Source organism: Streptomyces sp. NPDC007162 (genome assembly GCF_040634175.1).
In the GTDB taxonomy this organism is placed as follows: domain Bacteria; phylum Actinomycetota; class Actinomycetes; order Streptomycetales; family Streptomycetaceae; genus Streptomyces.
In genome coordinates this window covers 1-4,212 of record NZ_JBEYFC010000663.1, presented here as the reverse complement: position 1 = coordinate 4,212, position 4,212 = coordinate 1, and the positions used below count along the sequence as shown (strand labels likewise).

Sequence of the window (4,212 nt, the reverse complement as noted above, 5' to 3'; positions counted from 1 at the left end):
AGGCCGTCCGTACGTATTGCGCCATCATTTCCCATCACCTGGGATCCATCGAAAGGTTCGAGCCCGCGGTGGCGAAGAAGCTGAAATGGGACCAGGTCCGGGCAGGACGAGAGACTAGTCCGGGAGCCTGGCGGTTTCGTGCGGAGTCGGATTCTTTACCCGGGTTGACGGAAATACACCCGGGAGTGTGACGGTGGCGGTCACTTCTCCCGCGGGGAGCCGTCCAGCAGCGACTCGACGAGGGCCGCGACGTGCCGGCGGTCGTCGGACGACAGCTTCTGGACGCTCGCGATGAGCAGGGCGACCTCGGGGTCGGCGGCGGGCGCGTTCGGGTCCGCGTCCGGCGAGGTGTCGTACACGTGGATCCCGCAGGCCTCGGCGGCGGCCCGGCGCACCGTCTCCAGCGGGAGTTCCAGGCCCTTGGCCAGGCCTTCCAGGGTCGCCGTCTGGGGCATGCGGACCACTCGTTCCGCGGTGGCCAGGTGGTGGACGGTGGAGCGGGGGACGGAGCCGCGGCGCGCCACGTCACCGTAGGACCAGCCCTTGCGGTCGAGGTGCTCACGGATCAACTGCTGCAGTGCGTTGGCCACTGACCGTCACTTCCTGCTCGCCGCGGGCGGAGTCCGCCATGTCGGGGCCGATTCTACGGGCGGGTAGCCGATCGGCCGAGAGGGTGATTTTCCGAAGGGGTTGCGCAGGGGGTCTCCGAGCCCGTAGTGTCCAATCTCGTTGGACAGCACGTCCGACCAGATTGGACAGAGTCCGGGGGGAACCTGACTCGGTCCGATCGGAAATGTTCTATCCCTGAGGGGGAAATGATCATGATGGACGCCCATGAGCTCGAGGCCGAGTCCGCGGAGCTGCTGCCGGGTCGTGAGGCCCTGGGCCGGCTGAAGTTCGGCTTCGGCAAGACGGTCAACGTCACCAAGCACGTCGCGAACATCAGCGCCCACAACGAGTCCGCCGCCCTGAACGACCACTCCTCGTGGTCGGTGGCCGACTCCGGCGCCGCCCAGACCATCAGCGTCACCCAGTAACACCGTCCCGGCGCCCGGCGCCGGGACCATCCGGACCCACATCGATCTCATCGCACACGCACCGAAAGGACATCCGTCATGAGCATGGACATGAACGAGCTGGAGAACGAGTCCGCCGAGCTGCTCCCCGGCCGTGAGGCCCTCGGCCGCCTGAAGTTCAGCTTCGGCAAGACCGTCAACGTCACCAAGCACATCGCCAACATCGACGCGTCGAACCAGTCGGCCGCGCTGAACGACCACTCCGCGTGGTCGTCCGCCGAGTCGCAGGCCGCGCAGACGATCAGCGTCACCCAGTAGTCCCCGCGAGCGCCACCGCCGTCGCCCCGGCGGTGGCGCTCCTGGGTATCGGGGGGAACTTCATGGGGGATCCGGGGGGAGACCACATATGACGGTGCTCGGAGACGGGACCGCCGCGCTGTACGACACGGGCCCGGTGCCCGGACCCGGCGGCTGGCCGGTGACCTACGAGCAGGTGGCGACGGGCAACCTGCCGGTGGTGGAGGCGCCGTCGCCGGTCCCGAGGCTGAGCGCGGGACTGCGGCTGCACGGCGAGTACCAGGGGTCGGGTTTCACCGAGCCCAAGTACATCGCCCGTCGGGGGGACGGGCAGGTCGTGCAGCTGTCCAGGCTGCTGTACCTGGTGGCGTCGTCGGTCGACGGCGTCCGCGATGCCGAGGCCATCGCGCACCGGGTCAGCGCCCGCTTCGGCCGCGAGGTCAGCGGGGAGAACATCCGCTTCCTCGTCGAGAAGAAGCTCCAGCCGCTGGGCGTGACGGTCCCGGAGGGCCAGGAGGACGACGAGGTCGACGCCCCGCGCTCCGACCTGCTGCTCGCCCTCAAGGGGCACCGGGTCATCTTCGACGAGCGGCGCACGATGAAGATCGCGCGTTCCCTGGCGTGGCTGCACCGGCCGGCCGTGGTCGCGCTGGTGCTGGGCTCGGTCATCGCCATGGACGTCTGGCTGTTCGGGTTCTTCGGGGCGATCGAGCCCGTCCTGCAGGTGCTCGACCAGCCGGTCCTGATCCTCGTCGTCTTCGTGCTCACCGTGGCCTCCCTCGTCTTCCACGAGTTCGGCCACGCCTCGGCGTGCAGATACGGCGGAGCCCGCCCCGGCTGCATCGGGTGCGGGCTCTTCCTCATCTGGCCCTCCATGTACACGGACGTCACCGACGTCTACCGGATCGGACGGGCCGGGCGGCTCCGCACCGACCTGGGCGGCGTGTACTTCAACGTCGTCTTCATGCTGGCCATGGCCGGCGCCTACTTCGCCACCGGGGCCCAGTTCTTCCTGGCCACGGTGTACCTCGGGCACTTCGAGATCATGGAACAGCTGATGCCGGCCGTACGGCTGGACGGCTACTACATCCTCGGCGACCTGGCCGGCGTCCCGGACCTGTACGGCAAGATCAAACCGATCCTGCTGGCCCTGGTACCGGGATCGAAGGGGGACAGGGCCCGCGAGGAGGTCGCCGGGCTGAAGAAGTCGGCGCGCGCCATCGTCGCCACCTGGGTGCTGACGATGGTCCCGCTGATCATCGGCGAACTCGGCTACGCGCTGTGGAACCTGCCCAGGATCCTCACCACGATGACCCGCTCGCTGACCGAGCAACTGCTCGGCACCGGCTCGGCGTTCGTGGACGGGAAGATCGTCGAGGGGCTGGTCGGGACGATCGGCTGCGTGATGCTGCTCTGCCCGATGGCCGGTGTCGTCTATCTGTCCGTGAAGATCGGCGGGCGGATCTTCCGGGCCGCGAAGCGGTCGACGGACGGCCGGCCCGCGCTCCGGCTCGTGGTCTGCGCGCTCGCCCTGGCCACGCTCACCGGGCTCAGCTACGCCTGGGTGTCCGGGGTGACGCCGAAGCCGCTGCCCAAGCAGCCGCCGATCGCACCGATCCTCCAGCCGGGGGTGCCGACCACGGCGCCGCCGACCCGGCGGGCCTCGGCCCCCGACCAGCCGTCCGACGGCTCGGGCCGGCCCTCGGACACGGTGTCCGGGGCCCCGGCGGCCTCGGCCGGTCCGAGCGGCACGCCCTCCGACGAGCAGACGTCACGCGGCGCGTCCGCATCGGCGTCGCCGTCCGCCTCGGTGCCGGGCCGTCCCGTCGCCGGCAAGTCGCCGACGCCGTCCAGCGGGGGTTCGGCCACCGGGCCGACGCCCATCCCGTCGGAGAGCGTCGCGGTGACGCAGACGCCCACCCCGTCGGAGAGCGTCCCGGTGTCGACGACGCCCAGCGTGTCCCCGCCGCCGGCCAGCGACCCGCCGACGAGCCCGGCCCCGGCGACGTCCTGACGACGACGGCACCGGGTCGGCGCACGGCATCCGCCGGCACCGGGCCGTCGTCCCACTCATCGCTTACCGCAGCAGTACAGGAGCACAGGAGCACTCCATGAGCAGTCACCGAAAACCACACGCGACCACCAGTCCGCTCACCCGGCGGGCCGTCCGGATCGGCCTGTTCGCCGCCGGGCTCGCGGGTGCGGCCACCGCCGTGCCCGCCCAGGCGGCCACCGCGGCGCCGCACGCCGCGTTCGCCTCCGACCACGTGTTCAGCCACGCCGACCGCGGCCACCACACCCAGACCAGGGACTCCTTCACGGTCCGTCAGTTCGGCACGGTGAACGCCGCGGCCGTCCGCAACCAGGCCAACGCTGTCTCGGCCGGCTGCTCGGCGGACGACCACTGCCGTTCGGTCGCGCTGTCCTTCCAGATCGTCACGATCGCCGGGGAGCACACGCACCTCAACGCCGTGAACCTCAGCGACGCCGCCAACAAGAAGTGCACGGGCTGCCAGACCCTCGCGGGCGCCTACCAGTTCGTGGTCTCCACGCCGACCGCGCTGCGCTTCGACAAGGCCACCCAGGACAAGCTCGCCGACATCCACCGCCGGCTCGACGCCCTGACCCGGTCCACCCTGCCCGCCGCCGACCTGCGCACCCAGGTCGACGGGCTCGCCGGTGAGGTCACCACCGTCCTGCACGACGCGGTCGCGAACGCCCCCAAGGGCGACCCCAAGACCGACGTCACGCTCCACCGCCACCTGGACGGCTGGCCCCAGGGCCGCTGACCCCCGCGCCCCCGCCGCCGCACGGCAACCACACATCGCGCACCGCACCCCGGCCGCCGGTTCCACGACCGCCTCTCGTGGACCCGGCGGCCGGCCGTGTCCATTGACAC

General features: G+C 70.8%; 5 protein-coding genes. 4 read left to right on the top strand and 1 reads right to left on the bottom strand.

Annotation, left to right across the window (positions count from 1 at the left end):
- Window positions 1–200 precede the first annotated feature (200 nt).
- Window positions 201–590: a helix-turn-helix transcriptional regulator gene (locus tag ABZ646_RS41590; RefSeq protein WP_360531473.1), complete on the bottom strand. Its 390-nt coding sequence runs from the start codon at window positions 588–590 to the stop codon at window positions 201–203.
- 231 nt (window positions 591–821) lie between these two features.
- On the opposite strand from ABZ646_RS41590, the gene ABZ646_RS41585 reads away from it, so the two are divergent.
- From ABZ646_RS41585 to ABZ646_RS41570, 4 genes are all read left to right on the top strand, one after another.
- Window positions 822–1,037 (top strand): hypothetical protein, encoded by a 216-nt coding sequence (locus ABZ646_RS41585; protein ID WP_207921928.1) that lies wholly within the window; start codon window positions 822–824, stop codon window positions 1,035–1,037.
- Between the two features lie 78 nt (window positions 1,038–1,115).
- Window positions 1,116–1,334, top strand: a complete 219-nt coding sequence (locus ABZ646_RS41580) for a hypothetical protein (protein WP_360531470.1) — start codon at window positions 1,116–1,118, stop codon at window positions 1,332–1,334.
- A gap of 88 nt (window positions 1,335–1,422) precedes the next feature.
- Window positions 1,423–3,327, top strand: coding sequence for a hypothetical protein (locus ABZ646_RS41575; protein ID WP_360531467.1), 1,905 nt, complete (start codon window positions 1,423–1,425; stop codon window positions 3,325–3,327).
- Between the two features lie 97 nt (window positions 3,328–3,424).
- Window positions 3,425–4,102, top strand: coding sequence for a hypothetical protein (locus ABZ646_RS41570; protein ID WP_360531464.1), 678 nt, complete (start codon window positions 3,425–3,427; stop codon window positions 4,100–4,102).
- Window positions 4,103–4,212 lie beyond the last annotated feature (110 nt).

Excerpts from the sequence above, each read along its gene's own strand:
- ABZ646_RS41585 (WP_207921928.1), top strand. The coding sequence starts at position 822 with ATGATGGACGCCCATGAGCTCGAGGCCGAGTCCGCGGAGCTGCTGCCG.
- ABZ646_RS41580 (WP_360531470.1), top strand. The coding sequence starts at position 1,116 with ATGAGCATGGACATGAACGAGCTGGAGAACGAGTCCGCCGAGCTGCTC.
- ABZ646_RS41575 (WP_360531467.1), top strand. The coding sequence starts at position 1,423 with ATGACGGTGCTCGGAGACGGGACCGCCGCGCTGTACGACACGGGCCCG.
- ABZ646_RS41570 (WP_360531464.1), top strand. The coding sequence starts at position 3,425 with ATGAGCAGTCACCGAAAACCACACGCGACCACCAGTCCGCTCACCCGG.